Source organism: Weizmannia sp. WK01 (assembly GCF_025905465.1).
Classification (GTDB): domain Bacteria; phylum Bacillota; class Bacilli; order Bacillales; family Bacillaceae_C; genus Weizmannia; species Weizmannia faecalis.
Genome location: NZ_CP109616.1, coordinates 2,595,161 through 2,611,834, shown reverse-complemented (window position 1 = coordinate 2,611,834; position 16,674 = coordinate 2,595,161). Strand labels below are relative to the sequence as shown.

The window sequence follows — 16,674 nt, the reverse complement described above, 5'->3', positions numbered from 1 at the left end:
CCGGCACCGCCATTTGATAAACTTTAGGCAGAAGGTGACAGGATGTATTTTGTCGATCGTGAAAAAATAAACGGGATATTGTCATTTATGGAAAAACGGCTTGCCTCGTTTCAAGCGCAGCCGGCCTGGCAGACGGAAATCGAAAAGGCTGCTTTGGAAAGAATTGCAGAAACCGTCATCGAATCGGTTCTGGATGTCGGAAACGCGATCATTGACGGGTTTATTATGCGCGATCCGGGGAGCTACGAAGACATCATTGACATTTTGGAAGATGAAAATGTGGTTTCCGCTGAATCGGCAAAGCAGCTGACGGCTGTCATCGCGCTCAGGAAGCAGCTTGTCCGGGGGTATATGGATCTGGATTACGGCACCCTTCAGGAAGTGCTTGCGGCTAATTTCAAGGCGCTTGAACGGTTTCCGGAAGATGTGCGCACTTACCTGGCAAACGAACTCGGCCCGGTCAACGCTTTTAAAGGGGAATAAGCAACGAAACAGAGAGGAATTTCAGCATGAAAAAGTATAAAGCCTATTTGATTGATTTGGACGGTACCATGTATCGCGGAACGGAAAAAATAGAAGAAGCCGGCGATTTTGTCAGCCGGTTGCAGGAAAAAGGGATTCCGTATTTATTTGTTACAAACAATTCTTCGAGAACACCGGCACAGGTTGCCGAAAAACTGCGCGGATTCGATATCCCGGCAAAAACGGAGCAGGTCTTTACGACATCCATGGCGACCGCCCGGTTTATTTATGATGAAAAGCCGGATGCTTCTGTATATGTGATTGGCGAAGAAGGCATCAAAACGGCCATCAAAGAAAAAGGTTTTACGATCACATCCGATCACCCCGATTATGTCGTGCTCGGCATTGACCGGGAGATTACTTACGAAAAGCTCGCCCTCGGCGCCATTGCGATCCGGAACGGGGCCAAATTTATTTCCACTAACGCCGATATTGCGCTTCCGACTGAACGCGGTCTGCTACCAGGAAACGGGGCTTTAACCTCGGTGCTTGCGGTTGCGACCCAAACCAAGCCGGTCTTTATCGGCAAACCGGAACCGATCATTACCGAGCAGGCGCTTGAATACCTCGGTTCGAAAAAGAAGAGACGATCATGGTTGGGGACAATTACGATACCGATATTCTGGCGGGCATCCGCACGGGCATTGACACCCTGCTCGTCCATACCGGCATAACGACGAAGGAAATGTTGAAGACAAAAGAAATCCTGCCGACCTATACGGTTGATTCCCTTGACCAGTGGGAAGTGTGACAAGCGCGGGTGCAAATCAGGAAGGCTCCATATGCCCGCCTGTTGTAAAGTCCGATTTGTTTGGAAAACGAATATCGAAAAAAGGCAAGATACAAAAACGTATCTTGCCTTTTTTTCGTGTTTTTACGGCTGCACGTGCGCCACTCTGTGTGCGTGGCGGCTTGCGGCTGCAGCGGCAATGGCCCCGACAATATCATCGAGAAACGTGTTGCATGAGCCGTCGGAATGGTCGTTGAGCTTTGCCAAAATGCCCGGTTTTTGTTTGTCAATATAACCGTAGTTGGTAAAACCGATCGAACCGTACACGTTTACAATCGACAAAGCCATAATTTCATCAATACCATAAAGGGATTCATCGACCGCAATCGTGCTTTGCAGCGGTTCATCAAGCATCCCTTTTTCCGCCAGCACATCCAGCTGGATCCCGGTTAAAATGGCGTTTTGCACTTCTCGTTTGGAAAGAACGGCGTTGACACTTTCCATGCAATCCTCAAGCGTCATTTCCGGAAAGTATTTCTCTTGCAAATACAGGACGAGTTTCGCAATATCTTCCAATTCTACGCCCCGTTCTTTCAGCCGCTGCCTTGCAATTTGTTCTGACACATCCATATTTTTCTTGTTTTCCATGTTCTCACCTCAATTATTCGACATTTTCTTTAGCATGATCATTCTAATGGATTTTATGAGATCAAGCAAGAATACACGTTCCTTCACATATAATGTAGAAAGTGCAATGCATTTTTTGGGGAGGGAAGATGATGGCACAAGCCATTTTGAAAAAATATTACGGCATTGACGCCGGGCAGTCTTTTTTTGACGGAAAACAGGTCCGCTATGAAGCAAACGGTAATCTTTATACGCTCGTTCCCGTGACAAATGTTTCAGAAAATGTGCTTGTTGAATTATATGAAATGTCCCGGCACCTCGTGACGAATGGCGACCGCTATGCTTCCGCCTTTTATCCATCTAAAGAAAAGAAATTTCTCGTAACAGACGGGGATAGCGATTATGTTTTACTGGAAAACCGTTATAAAAAAGCGCCCGGAAATATGCGCACGGGCAGGAAACTTGCGAAATTCCACCTGCGCGGCCGCACGCTTTCCGCCACGATAACGGAAACAAACCGGATGGGCGAATGGAAAAATTACTGGGAAATGCGCCTTGAACAAATGGAAAAGGCATGGTACCGAACAGTAGAAGAGCACCCCGACCACCCGTTTGAACGCCTGTTTGCCGAAACGTTTCCCTATTACATGGGGCTTTGTGAAAATGCGATCCAGTATGTCGTCGATACGGAAATGGATGAGGCGCCTGGCCCGGGAGATGCCGGCACCATTTGCCATGAACGGTTTTCAAACGAAACGTGGGGCCGGAAATTTATCATCCACCACCCGTTTGACTGGGTGTTTGACCACGCAGGCAGGGATATTGCCGAGTGGATCCGCGCGCAGTATTTTAAGAAAACACACACGTTCCGCCCTGATGTCCGCGCGTTTTTGCAGCAATATGTTTCGCTTTCGCCGCTTTCGCCTTTTTCGTGGCGGCTCATTTTCGCGCGCCTGCTGTTTCCCCTTCACTATTTTGAATGTGTAGAAACCTATTTTCTCACCCGGTCCGAAAAAGAACAAAAAATGCATGAGGAACAGCTTTGGAAAATTGTACGGGGGGCAGAAGCATACGAAGCATTTCTGGCTGAATTTTATGAGCTCTCGGAAGTTCCGATAAGAAAATACAATATTCCCAGGGTGGCATGGCTCAAAGCCCGATAAAAAAGCGGCTCCTTGTAGAAAAGGCCGGCTAGTTTAAAACGCATCTCCGGTCAGGTTTCCGAATGAAGCCCGGCCCGTAGTGAAGGCAAGTGTGGATGTCAGGCATGGTGAGCATTTCAGAAAACCATTCACCATGCAGATATTCAATAAAAATGTGGCTCCTTGTAGAAAAGGACAGCAAGCACTTGAAACACATCTCGGGCCAGGTTTCGAATGCCGGGCCGGACCGTAGTGAAGGCAAGCACGGATGCGTGAATAACCAGAGAATCATCCCGTCCAAGTAAAATTTATTCCAGTAAAAAAGCGGTTCCTTGATAGGAAACCGCGTACTGCCCGTTAAAAAACCTGTTCTACTTCCATAACGCCGGGAACCTCTTCAAACAATGCGCGTTCTATCCCGGCTTTCAACGTGATCGTGGAACTCGGGCAGCTGCCGCATGCCCCTAAAAGGCGGAGTTTAACAATGCCGTCTTCCACGTCGATCAGCTCGCAATCGCCGCCATCACGGAGCAAAAACGGGCGCAATTTATCCAATACTTCCTGAACTTGTTCTGTAATTGTATCTGCAGGCATATGATCGCTCCTTTCTTACTTCTCATTATAAACAGGATTACAAGAAAAATCTATCATAAAAAAACGGGATATAGTGTTTTCCTTTTTGCAAGCTGTTGTGTACAATATGAATAAGAAATCCCCGGAAGAGGTGCGGGTTTGATGGAGAAAAAAGTGACGATTCAAGTTTACGGGGCGGAGCAAATATGCGCAAGCTGCGTCGGTGCGCCGTCTTCTAAAGATACATTTGAATGGCTCAAAGCAGCACTTTCGCGGAAATACCCGGGCCAGCCGTTTGACATCCAGTATATCGATATTTTTGCACCCGGTGATGATCAAAAAGTGCGTGCTTTTGCGCAAAAAGTGATGGATGAAGATCTGTTTTACCCGGTTGTTGTCATTGAAGGCGAGCCGGTGGCAGAAGGCAATCCAAGGCTAAAGAAAATTTATGCGGTCATGGAGCAATACGGCTATATCCCGGAAAATGCGTTTGCAGCGCACGATTAAAAATTTTTCATTAAAAAACGTTTACAGCAGCGACTTTGTTGAATTTTTCGAGTTGCAATGCAATTTTAAAATAAAGCAGCCCGCATTTTAAGACTGCCCGGCGCCCGGGAGATACGCAATCATTGTTTTGCACGGTGTAAATGGTTATAATCAAGGAAAGGAGGTTCGGAAAATGAGTGAAGTGATTCATCTTACAGAAGCAGCTGCGTTTCAAATTAAAGACATGATGGAGCAAAACGATGAGCAGGACGCATATTTTCGTGTGTCTGTAAACGGCGGGGGCTGCAGCGGCCTGTCGTACGGCCTGTCGCTTGACCACGAAATCAAAGAAGGCGATGCGGTCGGCGAACAGCACGGCATCCGGATTCTCGTCGATCATGAGAGCGCCCCGATTTTAACCGGCACGGTCATCGATTATAAGCAGTCGCTTTTAGGGGGCGGGTTCACGATCGATAATCCGAATGCGATTGTCACCTGCGGATGCGGCTCCTCATTTAAAACTAAAACAAAAGCCGGCACACCGGAAAAATGCTGAAGCATTTAAAGTGATGCTGCAAAAACAGGATATTTATACGCCAGCAAGGTTCCCATTTCATTGCAGCAGCGCAGGATATCCCGCCAATGACAGGCGGGGCTTTTGCGCTGCTGAATTGATTTAAGCTCCTTTTTGGCAAAGTCCCTTTCATTCGCAAGCCTCACAAAAATCTTTTCAAAAAATCCAGCCAGCGCCTGTCTTCCGGTTTTCTTCCTGTCCGGGCACGCCAATTTCCTTCGCTGTTTGTACATCCGCATTTATAAACGCCTTCCTTGCGCTAAAAAGCCACAACTTTTTACAAAGTCATTAAAAATAAAATACTTTTTCGTAAATATGTTTATTCATGGAAAAAAGGGTAGATATACCTTAGCTGCTCATTTGCCCGGATTTTTCGGAAAAAGGGGAAGGGAACTTGGTCCTTGCATAATGGGGGAGAAAGGAATGTCGAGGGGGAAGCTGCGTTATGTATTCCTTTACCCGCATTATACATAAAAAAACCGTACCCCGGGTTCGATAAAAAGTTAAGGAAATTCTGCGATTTATCAGCTGCAGAATGAAGATTGGAAAGGGGAAACTGCAGTGAAAAAATGGCATGTGCTGCTTGTTGTTCTGGCATTGGTATGGGGATTGGCTGCTTGCGGGAAATCAGATAAAAAAGCAGAAGCGGAAGGGGGATCTTCCAATAAAAACAAGTTAATTGAAGCTTCAATTACAGACGCGTCCTATGCCCTGTTGAAGGATGACGATGCGGATGTTTCGGAAGACGGTGAGAAAGACCTCCTGGCCGTTGACTTAAAGATCAAAAATGTGTCTTCGGATACGGTCCATATCTCTCCATATAGCAATATTAAATTATACGATGGCAACGAAGAAGTGAACATAGAAGACGACATATACAGCACCCGGCTCGATATGGGCACTTCACGCGGCGGCAGTATCGGGGCGGGCAATACAAAAAAAGATGACCGTACTGGTAAAAGTAAAAAAAGGCAAAACATATACATTGGGCATCCAGCCGTTTACGGAAAAAAGCGGGGATGACAGTGACGAGTTGAAACTTGCGCTGGATACCAAAAAATACAGTAAATCGTACGATTCCCTGCAGGACCAGGCAAAAGCGTTAAAGGCATATATAGACACCATTTATTTAAACAAGGACAATGCCGATTATGAAAAATATGTTTCAGAGAATAAGGAAGCTGTCCAGACAGATGCGTATAAAACCTTTAAAAAAGCCTTTAACGACAATATTACCGATGATATATCAGATGCAGATATGAAAAAGTATTATGAAGCCTACAAATCGGCCGCTGCCGAAAAAGCGAAACTGGATGCGGAAGCCGTTGCGAGCTACAAAAATAAAGCGGTCGTAAAGTTGACCTATTCCACCATTTCTATGGACGATATTTCTGAAAAAGTGGAAAAATATGCAGATGAATATTTGGATAACAGCGAAAATTACGATTCAGAAAAAGCAAAAAAATATGCCCTCTCCAAATTCGATTCCATTGTCAGTTCCATGGAACCAAAAGAAGCTGAAGACCCGGCAGAAGTTTCCATGGTGAAAAAAGACGGAAAATGGACGGTTTGGCAGGAGAATGACTATACAAATGAGCTGGAAGAAGCTTTTGCAGGCGGAGAGGTGTATTAACCTATGGCGCAACTCACGAAACATAAATGGCTGATTGCCATAGCTGCAGCCGTGATTGTTGTACTTGCGGTTATATGGATCGCGCTCTCCCAGGCTTCAAAACCTGACCGGGTACTGGAAAAGTTCGAGAATGCGGTCAAAACAAAGGATACGAAGCAGCTGGAAGGGCTGATTGTTGCCGACAATCCGAATGCATTGGTGAACAATACTTCCCTTCAGGCCATGATCCGGTATTTAAAAACCAATGCAAACAGTTATCAGGTGATAAGAGATGGCATTCATAACCAAATAAAGGACGAAAATTACGCGGAAACGAACCAGCAGATCAGCCTCGTTCAAGACGGAAAGAAATGGGGATTTTTCCCCGACTATAAGCTGAAAGTGAAGACCGTCCACTTAAAAGTGACCGGGCAAAGCGACAACGACCAGCTTAATGTGTCAATCGGAAATATGAAAGTTCCGGAAAAAAAAGAAAGTCATACTTACGGCCCACTTTTGCCCGGAACTTACCAAACGAATGTAACGGTAAAAAACAGTTTGGGAACCTTTTTCCAAAAAGAGAAAAAGGATTTATGGGGAAATTCCGAAGTCAGCATGATTGTTGATGACAGCCGCCTTGCCCAAAAAAGCGAAAACGTACAAAAAGGGATTTTGGAGGCGATCCGCAAGTTCAACGAGGATCTAAGCGTATATACGACTTCCGGACTGGATGCCAATAAGCTTTCAAACGCGACCGATTCTTTTAAGGAAGACTTTTCACTTGAACAGGCGCAGTTTGAAGCCATTAAAGATTATGTAAAGAAGTGACTTCCCAGTATTTGGGTTCCGTCGTAAATATGGATGAACTGAGCATCAACCATTTTGATGCAGACTGGAAAGCGGAAATTGAAGCACTCGTTTCCTATAACGAAAAGATCAAATATACGGGAGAAAAAAATTATGAGGACTATTCCTACAAGACCCTCCGCAAATATACGCTTAAATATGACAAGAATTCAAAAAAATGGCTCGTGGATGATGCGGCAGACGCCAAAGCGGATGGATCAGAAAGCAGTGCATGGGAGAACAAAAAAGAACTGAAACAAAAAAATGCCCCCGTCCTGAAATGGGTCCGGAGCGGCGATAAGAGCAATATTTAATCAAAAATCCCGGTTGGGCAGCCATCCGGGATTTTGATTTTTCCTTATTCAAACAGCGAAGTGCTGTGCATCGGCTGGACGCGGGCTTTCGGGTCAAGATACGTTTTCGCGTTGCTGACCGCTGTGGTGGCTTCCCCGAACCCCGTTACGATTAACTTCACTTTACCTTCAAACGTGCAAACATCGCCGGCTGCGTAAACGCCTGGGATATTTGTTTCCATTTTGGAGTTGACGACAATGGAATTTTTTTGAATCTCAAGGCCCCAGTTTTTAATCGAGCCGAGTGACGAAATAAAGCCATAATTGCAGATAAGGGCATCAATATCAAGCGCTTCTTTCGCATCGCCTTTTACTTCTTCAATCATAAGCCGGGAGATATTTTCCCCATCACCCATCACTTCGCTCGCGACAAACGGTGTTTTAATCTCAACGCGCGATTGCTTCAATTGTTCCACCGTACGTTCATGGGCACGAAATTTGTCCCGGCGGTGGATGAGCGTCACTTTTTCGGCAACCGGTTCCAGCATAAGCGCCCAGTCAACCGCGGAATCGCCGCCGCCAAGGATGGCAACACTTTTGCCGGCAAACTGGTCCATATCATTCACAAAATAAAACAGATTCTTTCCTTCGTATTGTGCAGCATTTTCAACTTCGAGGCGGCGCGGCTGGAATGCACCAACACCGGCAGTGATGATGACCGCTTTGGAATGGTGGATTTCTTTATCAGTTGTTAGCGTAAAAATGCCGTCTTCATTCTTTTCAAGCTTTTCTGCGGACTGGCCCGTGCAGATCACCGGCTGGAACATGGAGGCCTGCTCTTCTAATTGATTTACAAGATCAGCCGCCTTCACTTTCGGAAAACCGGCGACATCGTATATATACTTTTCAGGGTAAAGCGCAGCCAGCTGCCCGCCAAGCTGTGGCAGGCTTTCAATGATTTTTACGGACATTTTCCGTAATCCGGCGTAAAATGCTGTAAACAAGCCGGTCGGCCCGCCCCCGATAACGGTTATATCATAAACGGTTTGATCTTCCTTCAACGAAACCCCTCCAATACGCTTCATTCTCCTTCATCATAGCACATTTTGGGACAGGCGCACAGGCAAAAAAACTCTATGAGGCAAGGAGGTAGGTATTCATGCGTCCGGAAAAATTTCGTGGTGCGATGTGATATATTAGAATATTTTTATTATTATTTTAGTACAGTTTTCAATTGAAAATAGCGGGTAAAAAGCATATGATTGAAGTGGAGAATATGTATTTTTTGTGACAATTTGATGGAAATCATGTGACAAATTTGACGTGTCAATTATCGTGAATAAAATCACAAATAATGGATGATGTTGTCATACAGGCACCGGCCTGTCCAAAATAAAGAGATGGAAGTGAGAAAAATGGAGAAACCGAAAGTGGTGATACTAGGTGCCGGCTACGGCGGGCTCATGACCGTGACGCGGCTGCAAAAACAGCTTGTAAAAGGGGAAGCGGACATCACACTTGTGAACAAAAATGATTACCATTACGAAACAACATGGCTTCATGAAGCTTCCGCCGGCACATTGCACCATGACCGGGTCCACTACCCGATTCAAAACGTCTTAAATAAGAATAAAGTGCAATTTAAGCAGGCGGAAGTCAAGCGGATAAAAAAAGACGCGAACACAGTTGAGTTAAAAGGCGGGGAAGTGTTACCATATGATTATCTCGTCATTGCACTTGGATCCAACGCGGAAACATTCGGAATCGAAGGCTTGAAAGAGCATACTTTTTCGATTACAGATGTAAGCGCTGCCCAAAAAATACGGGAACATATTGAGCGCCAGTTCGATGCCTATCGAAGGGAACTCGATAAAGATGACAACCGTCTCACCATTGTAGTCGGCGGTGCGGGTTTTACCGGCATCGAGTTTCTTGGCGAACTGGTGAACCGGATTCCGGCGCTTTGCAAAGAATACGGGATCCAGCGGGATAAAGTGCGGATCGTTTCGATTGAATCCAATCCTGTCGTCCTCCCGCAATTTGACCGCGAACTTGTCGATTATGCCCTTTCGTATTTGGAAAGCAAAGGTGTCGAGTTCCATATTGGTACGGCGGTTAAAAAAGCAACAAAAGACGGGGTATGGGCCTGCAAAAAAGGCGGAGAGCCGTACGAAATCAAGTCTGGCACCGTCATCTGGTCCGCGGGTGTGCGCGGGAATAGCGTGATTGATGCGTCCGGGTTTGAAACGGTGCGCGGCCGGGTGAAAGTCAAACCGGATTTGACCGTTCCGGGGCATGAAAATGTTTTTGTAATTGGGGACTGTGCGCTGATCATCAATAAGGACACAAACCGCCCGTACCCGCCGACAGCGCAGATGGCGATGCAGCATGGGGAAGTATGCGCACGGAACCTCCTGAAAAAGATCCACGGTGAAGAAAGCCTGGAAGCTTTCACTTTTAATGACAAAGGCACCGTCTGCTCCCTTGGGGAAGACAATGCGATCGGCATTGTGTTTGGCAAAAAGCTGAAAGGCACTTCTGCTTCTGTTATGAAAAAAGTCGTGGATGACCGTGCCCTGTTTATGATCGGCGGCACGAGGCTTGTTTTAAAGAAAGGAAAATTTAATTTTATATAGCAAAAATATTATCGCGTTACTTTTGACGAAATTCGGTTTTTTCAGTAAACTGGATGTACAACGGGGATGCGGAGGGGCTTATGAGTATACCGGTATTGATTATTTCGATGGTCCTTTTTCTTGTTTTGTTTTTCGGTATCGGTTTTATTGCCAATATGCTTTTGCGGATGACCTGGATTCTCTGTTTTATTTACCCGGTCATTGCGCTTTCGATGATTGACCGGATCGCTTTTTCCCGGTATTTTACCGATCCCGGGACGGCTTTCCGGCAACTTGGGGAGCATCTTAGCTCCATCCATTTATCTGATGCCCTCGTGTTATCGAGCGGCCTTGCGGGGGCACTTTTGGCTGGTGTTGCGATAAAAGCGCTCCGGAAAAACGGATACCGGATGTTTTAAAACTGCCTTGAGGGCAGCTTTTTTTTGCCTTCAAATTGGAGGCGGACCGGCAAAAGCCGGCACAAATATTCCCGGATAAAGCGTTTAAAAAATGCACATCAACCAGCGCTTTTTGGAAGAGCCATTTTCAGAACAGAGAGTGGGCGGAATAAGTTGTCGCGAAAAAATGGCAGGCGGATCAGTCGTTTTTTTGCCAATATGCCCGCATATTTTGTAACGGCATGGGAAACAATAGCCCTAAGAGGAGTGAAACCAATTGAACATGAAAAAATGGATGATCCGCTTATTGATGGCCATTTTGTTCATATGGGCAATGATTTCCACTTTCCAGGCCATTTCGGGGATAAAAGCAGCAGCTGCAAAAGCGGCACCTGCCCGGGCATTGGAAAAAGGATTGGCCGCCATTGCCGCGAGCCAGCCGCAGCCATCCCTTGATGCCTATGACTGGAGCAATTACCCGAAAAAGAAAGTGACAGCAACGGGGTATACGGCAGGGGCCGAATCGACCGGGAAAAGTCCCGACCATCCCGGCTACGGCATCACCTATTCCGGGGTGAAAGTGAAACGGGATTTATATTCAACGATTGCTGCCGATACATCCATTTTTCCAATCGGGACGGTCCTTTATATCCCAGGCTACGATTTCGGTGTTGTGGCCGATACAGGATCCGCCATAAAAGGGAACCGGCTCGATCTGTATTTTGAAACGGTTTCGGATGTTTACAAGAAATGGGGAAAACAGACGCTTGATGTGTATATTATTAAAATGGGGGACGGGTCCCTGACTGAAAAGGAACTGGCTGAACTGAACGAAAACAAAACGATGCAAGTGTTCCGGCAGCAATATATTAGACCGGAAACGGAAGAATAGCGCAAAATGCCGGTTGCGCTTTTTTTTGTGCGTTTTTTTCAAGCGGACGGCTATAATGGAACAGAGGTGGTTGTATGTTTGAAATTTGTACAGGGGATCCGTTTGAATGCCGGGAAGACTGCCTTGTAATCGGCTTGCAGCAAGTTCCAAAAAAGTTTGACGGCTTGCTGGAAAAACTCGACAACCGTTTCGACGGGGAACTGACGGAACTGGTAAAATCCGGCGATCTATCCGCGCACGCCGGCAGCCTTTCTGTCATTCATACCCTCGGAAAACTGCCTGTAAAACGGCTTTTGTTTATCGGGCTTGGCAACCCGAAAAAAATCAGAAAAGAACATTTGAAAAGGATGTTTGGAAAAGCAGTGAAACACATCCTGAAAATGAGATGGGCTACGGCAGCGGTTTTTCTCGATACGTTTTGCGCCGGCACAATCAACGGGGAGGAAGCCGCGCAGTTGCTCGGTGAAGCCGCTCCCATGGCCGCATACCAGTTTGCCGGTTACAAAAGACAGCCGAATATTCCGGAAGTGCAGCTCGAAAAAGTAGCGGTTTACATCCGGGCTGCCGGGAAAAAACCGGAACCGGTGGAAAACGTCACAAATGTTCATTCCAGGGTTGCCGGGAAGGCTGAAACCCAACTGGAAAACGCAGATCATGTTAGTGGCCCCGGGAGACCGGAAAACGTCGAACATGTTAGTACCAACGGAAAAGCCGAGGCCCGACTGGAAAACGCCGAACACGTTCGTGTCAACGGAAAAGCAGGTGCACAACCGATTCAAAACGCCAATCCTCATTGGGGTGCTGCCGGGAAAGCAGAAGGCAGGTTGAGGAACGCCGAACAAGCGAGTGCTGCCAGAAAAACAGAAGGCCGGCTGGGAAATGCCAAGCATGTTAATGCCCCCAGGAAAGCAAAAGGCCGGCCGGGAAACGCAGAGCATGTTAATGTCGCTGGGGAAGCAGAGATCCGACCGGAGAACATTGGACATGCTGGTGCCGCCGGAAAAGCAAAAGGCCGGCCGGTTAAAAACGCCAGTCTTCAAACGGGTACATACCGTAATACCGATCTCCCCGGGGAAACAGTGGGCACTGCCCTGCACCGTGGGTACGTTTTTGGCAAAGGCGTGAATACGGCACGAACGCTTGTCAATACGCCGGTGAATATTTGGACACCGGTCCGTCTCGCGGAATACGCCGCATCACTTGCTGAAAAATACGCTTTTGAAGTGGAAATCCTTAAAAAAACGGAGATGGAAAAGCTTGGAATGGGGGCGATTTTGGCTGCGGCCGGGGAATCAAAAGAGCCGCCGAACATGATCGTGCTGAGATATGCGGGCGAACGAGAATGGGGCAATGTGCTTGCACTTGTCGGAACCGGCGCCGTGATCGATGGTTGCACACCCGGTGCAAATGTAGGCATGGCAGGGGCAGCAGCTATTCTGGGTGCCATGGAAGTGGTCGGGGAACGGAAACCGGCAAAAAACGTGGTGGCGGTACTTCCCGTAACCGGTAATCGCATAAACGGTACCACAGGGGGCGTTCCTGCAAACGATGGACAGGGTAAAATGCCTGTTGAAACGGGCACTGTCATCACGAGCATGAATGGCAAAACGATTGAAGTGCGGGATAACGGTGCCAGTGGGTTGCTGATGCTTGCAGATGCCGTAACGTATGCGAAACAATATGGTGCAAGTCAAATTGTGGATGTTGCCACCTTGACAATGGACGTGGTCTCGGCGCTCGGCCGTGATAAAACGGGCGCTGTTGCCAATTGCGATACTTTTTTTGAACGAGTACTGGAATCTGCAAAGGAAGCAGGCGAATTCATCTGGCGCTTCCCTGTAACGGAAGCGGACATAGAGAACGTACGAAGCAGCAAAATTGCCGATTTGAACGGTTGGCCGGGCAGCGAAGGCCGCGTGATCGAAAACGGGGCTTTTATCGGGGCGTTTGCGGAAGACACCCCGTGGGTCCATCTGGAAATGTCAGGAACCGCCTTAACAGGGAAAGAAACCGATCTTGGCCCGGCCGGCGCAACCGGTGTAATGGTACGGACACTGGCCGTGCTGGCTGAGAAGATGGCAGAACAGGATTAAAATCGAGTAGGAGGCTAATGAATCATGATTAGCCTCCTACTCGATTCTTCATTTTTGCAGCCGTTCTTTCTGTTTCAACACACCGATTGTGATTTTAAATATGAGCGCCATGATGCATAACATCAGCACGCCTTTTTCAATAGGATAAAAAGTATCGAAGGTACCGATCGGATGGTAGATAGAGCTAATAAGGTCCCTCGTCATATAAAAATCAATGCCAGCGATGAAGACATAGAGGACCAGTGCGACAATCCCGGTCAGGAAAGCGATTTTCATGCATGCTAATTCCTTTCATATTTTTTTCGAATCGAAACATACTAACAACAAGATATCTTCATCAGTAGTTTGTGCTCCGTTGCAAACAGTCATGCACGGGCGAAAAGGAGGATCGGTATGCCATATTGGTGGAAAAAACAGAGAAGCGCTGCAAAAAATAAAAACAAAAGTGCAAAGAAAAGCGGGGATGTGCAGAAAACACCTGTGCGCGGGAATGATACGAGCGGGACTGTAACGGATATCCCGTGTTTGACCATGGGCACCGATTTAAAAACGCGCATCCAACAGTTGAAAAAAACAACCGGGAACAGTTCTGATATTGTGATTCATGAAATCATGCTTGGAAGTGGCAATGATTTACCGGCTGCCGTTATATCCGTTGATGGCCTGGATGATCCGAAAATGATCAATGAAAACCTGCTTGAAATCTTGATGGGTAATCCGGAAATCGACGGGTATTTGGACGGTGAAAATATACTCGACAGCATCATAAAGCATGTCATTAAAATTGGCGGCGTAAAAAAGGTCATGAATTGGAATGACTTGTTTGCGGAGCTGTTGAGCGGAGAGACCATTTTACTGATTGACGGCGTATACGGCGGAATAAGCATCAGCACAAGGGGCGGGAAACAGCGGGCGATTGAAGAGCCTTTAACCGAAGTAACTGTACGCGGCCCGCGTGAAGGCTTTACTGAATCTTTACGTGTGAACACCTCATTGATCCGCAAACGGATTAAAGACCCGAATTTGTGGATTGAGAACTTTAAAATCGGGGAAGTGACTCAGACCGATGTTGCGCTCATGTACATAAAAGGAATTGTAAACGATAAAATCCTTGAAGAAGCCCGTAAACGGTTAAACACGATTAAAATCGATGCCATTCTGGAATCGGGATATATTGAACAGCTCATTGAAGATAGAACGTATACCATTTTCCCGACAATGTACCATTCGGAAAGGCCGGATGTGGTGGCGGCCAATTTATTGGAAGGCCGTTTCGCCATCATTGTGGACGGCACGCCGTTCGTTTTGCTCGCACCTGCTGTTTTTATCCAATTTTTCCAGTCGGCAGATGACTATTATACACGGTTTGACATTGCGACAGCGCTCCGCTTTTTGCGGGTGCTCAGCTACTTAATCTCACTTGTTGGGCCTGCTGTCTATGTCGCCGTGACAACCTATCATCAGGAACTTATCCCAACACAGCTTGTTTTCACGCTCGCGGCGCAGCGGGAGACGATTCCTTTCCCGGCTGTTGTCGAGGCAATTGGGATGGAGATTGTATTTGAAATCCTCCGGGAAGCCGGACTTCGTCTGCCGCGTCCGATCGGCCAGACCGTCTCGATTGTCGGGGCGCTTGTCATCGGGCAAGCGGCAGTGCAGGCCGGGCTTGTTTCTCCCGCAATGGTCATTGTGGTATCTATCACGGCCATCGCCAGTTTTTCTACCCCTTCTTATTTCATTGCTGTTTCAGCCAGATTGTATCGTTTTGTTTTTATGCTTCTGGCGGCTACTTTCGGTTTTTACGGCATCATTATTGGGATGATTGCGCTTGTTGTCCATTTGACCAGCTTGCGGTCTTTCGGCGTGCCATACACGGCGCCGATTGCCCCTTTCATTCGTTCCAACTCCGGTGATACGGTGATCCGCGTGCCAATGTGGTCGATGAGAGCCAGGCCGCGTCTCTTCAGCCAGAAAAATATCGTCCGCCAGGCAGAAAATCAAAAGCCAATGCCGCCGAAACAAAAAAATGCTGCGAATGGGGAGCAACCATGATGAGCAGTCGATGGAAAACGGCCGTTGCCCTTTTTATGGCTTCTTTTTTGCTGACAGGCTGCTGGAGCCATAAAGAGTTAACGGATATTGCCTTTGTAAGCACCATTGGCATTGACCAGCTTGAGAACGGGCATTATTTGCTGACCTATCAAATTGTTAATTACTTAAACATTCCAAGCGGCATGCAAATCGGCGGCGGGCAGGGTCCTCCTGTTACCATCTATCAGACGGAAGGCAAAACGATTGAGGAAGCCATTCTCGCTTCAGACCAGGAAATTTCCAGGAGACTATATTTTTCTCATACAAACGTTCTCTTGATTGGCAGAAACTTGGCGGAAAATGGCATCTATCCGGTTATTGATACTTTTGACAGGCATAAAGAATTCCGCAATACTGCTTCCGTTCTGATTGCCCGCAAAGGTAAGGCGGAAGATATCCTTCAGGTGCTGACGCCGATTGACCGTATTCCGACCAATAAAATCAATAAAACATTGGAAGATGCGGAAGAAAATGTCGGTGGGCGAATAAAAACAGATGTTTCCGATATCTTATATGACTTTACAACGGAAGGAAAAGAAGCGGTAGTGGGAAGCTTCAAGCTGATAGGGGATCCGAAAAAAGGAGGGAAGCAGGACAGCCAGAATCAAACAAAACTGGACGCATACTTAACGAGCGGAGGGATCGGGATCTTAAAACATGGAAAATTGATTGATTGGGTAGGCGGACAGGATGCCCGTACGATTACATGGCTATTGAAAAAAACAAAGATGTCTTCGCTAGAAATAGACTGGGCTCATCATCCAAATGCGCTCGGGCTGCGGGTAAGAAAAACGATTATCGGAATGAAACCGGTTATGAAAAACGGGAAGCCGGAAATGCATATTCACATTCGCCTTGCAGGTCAGCTACAAGAAGTCGATGTGCCGCTTGATGTAATGGATTCCAAGGAAATGGTCCGGATTGAAAAAGCATACGAAAAAAATGTGGAGCAGCAAATCAACAAAGGCATCCGACATATGCAGCGCGAGCAATGTGATGTGTTCGGCTTCGGGGAAATGATTTACCGCCAGTACCCGAAAGAGTGGCACAGTTTAAAGCATCATTGGAATGAAAATGGTTTTGCCCATTTAAAAGTGAAAGTACATGCAGATGTCGTCATCGCCAATTCTGAACTACGGACAAATCCATTCCTTTCAAATTTAAAATAATAGGGCCTGGT

18 protein-coding genes and 1 pseudogene are annotated in these 16,674 nt (G+C 46.9%); 15 read left to right on the top strand and 4 right to left on the bottom strand.

The annotated features are described in order from the left end of the window. Positions 1-42: 42 nt before the first annotated feature. Together OF158_RS12580 and OF158_RS12575 are read left to right on the top strand one after the other, a co-directional pair. Positions 43-483: a DUF86 domain-containing protein gene (locus OF158_RS12580; protein WP_014097537.1), complete on the top strand. Its 441-nt coding sequence runs from the start codon at positions 43-45 to the stop codon at positions 481-483. A gap of 26 nt (positions 484-509) precedes the next feature. Continuing rightward, positions 510-1,273: pseudogene (locus OF158_RS12575) on the top strand (TIGR01457 family HAD-type hydrolase). Positions 1,274-1,396: 123 nt separating this feature from the next. Here the strand turns inward: OF158_RS12575 and OF158_RS12570 are convergent. Beyond that, a complete protein-coding gene (locus OF158_RS12570) occupies positions 1,397-1,900 on the bottom strand; it encodes a phosphatidylglycerophosphatase A family protein (protein WP_014097539.1) in 504 nt (167 codons plus the stop codon). Between the two features lie 131 nt (positions 1,901-2,031). On the opposite strand from OF158_RS12570, the gene yutH reads away from it, so the two are divergent. Beyond that, on the top strand, positions 2,032-3,042 hold the full coding sequence (yutH, locus tag OF158_RS12565) for a spore coat putative kinase YutH (RefSeq protein WP_014097540.1): 1,011 nt from the start codon (positions 2,032-2,034) through the stop codon (positions 3,040-3,042). A gap of 336 nt (positions 3,043-3,378) precedes the next feature. On the opposite strand, the gene OF158_RS12560 is transcribed toward yutH, so the two are convergent. Further along, positions 3,379-3,615: a NifU family protein gene (locus tag OF158_RS12560; RefSeq protein WP_014097541.1), complete on the bottom strand. Its 237-nt coding sequence runs from the start codon at positions 3,613-3,615 to the stop codon at positions 3,379-3,381. 141 nt (positions 3,616-3,756) lie between these two features. Here OF158_RS12560 and OF158_RS12555 point away from each other — a divergent pair, with 141 nt between their 5' ends. The 6 genes from OF158_RS12555 to OF158_RS12530 all read left to right on the top strand — a co-directional run bounded on the left by OF158_RS12555 (position 3,757) and on the right by OF158_RS12530 (position 7,426). Beyond that, positions 3,757-4,101 (top strand): YuzD family protein, encoded by a 345-nt coding sequence (locus OF158_RS12555; RefSeq protein WP_014097542.1) that lies wholly within the window; start codon positions 3,757-3,759, stop codon positions 4,099-4,101. A gap of 172 nt (positions 4,102-4,273) precedes the next feature. Continuing rightward, entirely contained in the window at positions 4,274-4,636 is a 363-nt protein-coding gene (locus OF158_RS12550) for a HesB/IscA family protein (RefSeq protein ID WP_013860122.1), read from the top strand. Positions 4,637-5,215: 579 nt separating this feature from the next. After that, positions 5,216-5,677, top strand: coding sequence for a DUF4352 domain-containing protein (locus tag OF158_RS12545; RefSeq protein WP_051357540.1), 462 nt, complete (start codon positions 5,216-5,218; stop codon positions 5,675-5,677). Beyond that, positions 5,598-6,287 carry a DUF5105 domain-containing protein gene (locus OF158_RS12540; protein ID WP_080666395.1) on the top strand — a complete coding sequence of 230 codons (690 nt, stop codon included), beginning with the start codon at positions 5,598-5,600 and terminating at the stop codon, positions 6,285-6,287. Before OF158_RS12545 ends, OF158_RS12540 begins: the two co-directional genes overlap by 80 nt. A gap of 3 nt (positions 6,288-6,290) precedes the next feature. Further along, positions 6,291-7,094, top strand: coding sequence for a TcaA second domain-containing protein (locus OF158_RS12535; protein ID WP_225620908.1), 804 nt, complete (start codon positions 6,291-6,293; stop codon positions 7,092-7,094). Between the two features lie 29 nt (positions 7,095-7,123). After that, positions 7,124-7,426: a hypothetical protein gene (locus OF158_RS12530; protein WP_226979844.1), complete on the top strand. Its 303-nt coding sequence runs from the start codon at positions 7,124-7,126 to the stop codon at positions 7,424-7,426. Positions 7,427-7,470: 44 nt separating this feature from the next. Here the strand turns inward: OF158_RS12530 and OF158_RS12525 are convergent, their stop codons facing one another. Further along, the gene (locus OF158_RS12525) at positions 7,471-8,466 is read right to left on the bottom strand and encodes an NAD(P)/FAD-dependent oxidoreductase (RefSeq protein ID WP_035184151.1); all 996 of its coding nucleotides are present in this window, start codon (positions 8,464-8,466) and stop codon (positions 7,471-7,473) included. 354 nt (positions 8,467-8,820) lie between these two features. On the opposite strand from OF158_RS12525, the gene OF158_RS12520 reads away from it, so the two are divergent. The 4 genes from OF158_RS12520 to OF158_RS12505 all read left to right on the top strand — a co-directional run bounded on the left by OF158_RS12520 (position 8,821) and on the right by OF158_RS12505 (position 13,403). Continuing rightward, entirely contained in the window at positions 8,821-10,041 is a 1,221-nt protein-coding gene (locus tag OF158_RS12520; protein ID WP_035184154.1) for an NAD(P)/FAD-dependent oxidoreductase, read from the top strand. Between the two features lie 80 nt (positions 10,042-10,121). Further along, positions 10,122-10,439: a YuiB family protein gene (locus tag OF158_RS12515; RefSeq protein WP_013860119.1), complete on the top strand. Its 318-nt coding sequence runs from the start codon at positions 10,122-10,124 to the stop codon at positions 10,437-10,439. A gap of 256 nt (positions 10,440-10,695) precedes the next feature. Further along, the gene (locus OF158_RS12510) at positions 10,696-11,310 is read left to right on the top strand and encodes a 3D domain-containing protein (RefSeq protein WP_080738171.1); all 615 of its coding nucleotides are present in this window, start codon (positions 10,696-10,698) and stop codon (positions 11,308-11,310) included. A gap of 74 nt (positions 11,311-11,384) precedes the next feature. Further along, positions 11,385-13,403 (top strand): leucyl aminopeptidase family protein, encoded by a 2,019-nt coding sequence (locus OF158_RS12505; RefSeq protein ID WP_035184156.1) that lies wholly within the window; start codon positions 11,385-11,387, stop codon positions 13,401-13,403. Between the two features lie 48 nt (positions 13,404-13,451). Here the strand turns inward: OF158_RS12505 and OF158_RS12500 are convergent, their stop codons facing one another. After that, positions 13,452-13,679 carry a hypothetical protein gene (locus OF158_RS12500; RefSeq protein ID WP_035184158.1) on the bottom strand — a complete coding sequence of 76 codons (228 nt, stop codon included), beginning with the start codon at positions 13,677-13,679 and terminating at the stop codon, positions 13,452-13,454. Positions 13,680-13,796: 117 nt separating this feature from the next. On the opposite strand from OF158_RS12500, the gene OF158_RS12495 reads away from it, so the two are divergent. After that, positions 13,797-15,455, top strand: a complete 1,659-nt coding sequence (locus tag OF158_RS12495; RefSeq protein WP_035184161.1) for a spore germination protein — start codon at positions 13,797-13,799, stop codon at positions 15,453-15,455. Then, the gene (locus OF158_RS12490; RefSeq protein WP_225620906.1) at positions 15,455-16,663 is read left to right on the top strand and encodes a Ger(x)C family spore germination protein; all 1,209 of its coding nucleotides are present in this window, start codon (positions 15,455-15,457) and stop codon (positions 16,661-16,663) included. Before OF158_RS12495 ends, OF158_RS12490 begins: the two co-directional genes overlap by 1 nt. The last annotated feature ends 11 nt before the right edge of the window (positions 16,664-16,674 follow it).